This window comes from Rhodococcus sp. T7 (genome assembly GCF_009872365.1).
Taxonomy (GTDB): Bacteria; Actinomycetota; Actinomycetes; order Mycobacteriales; family Mycobacteriaceae; genus Rhodococcus_F.
Genome location: NZ_WXYH01000317.1, coordinates 1 through 509 on the forward strand (window position 1 = coordinate 1; position 509 = coordinate 509).

The following is a 509-nucleotide window of genomic DNA, read 5'->3' on the forward strand; positions in this document are numbered from 1 at the left end:
GACGGCATCAACACGCAGGGTTCCGAGGAGGGCATGGTCCCGATCGAGATCGACGGTCCCCGCCACAAACAGTTCCGTGCACTCCTCGACCCGCACTTCGCACCCAAGAAGGTCGCGCTACTGGAAGACGGCCTGCGCGACTGGGCCAACCGACTCATCGACGACTGGATCGAGGACGGCACGTGCGACTTCGTCGACGGCTTCGCCCTCCCCTTCCCCGGCGTCACCGTCCTGACCATCATGGGCTGGCCGTTGGAAGACCTGCACACCATGAACGCCTGGGTATCGACCCTGCTGCACGGCGTCGTCGGAGGCACCCAGGACGAGACGAATGCCGCACGCGGCAAGGCCCACGGTGAGATTCGCCAGTACATGCTCGACCTGATCGCCGCACGCCGTACCGCGCCTCACCGGGACGACGTCACCTCCGCCGCTCTGGACGCCGAGATCGACGGCAAGAAACTCACCGACCTGGAACTGTTCGACATGTTCCTGCTCATGATGCTGGC

The 509-nt window shown here is 64.8% G+C and carries 1 pseudogene; it reads left to right on the forward strand.

The features are described from left to right. Positions 1-509: pseudogene (locus MLGJGCBP_RS24530) on the forward strand (cytochrome P450); the annotation flags it as partial.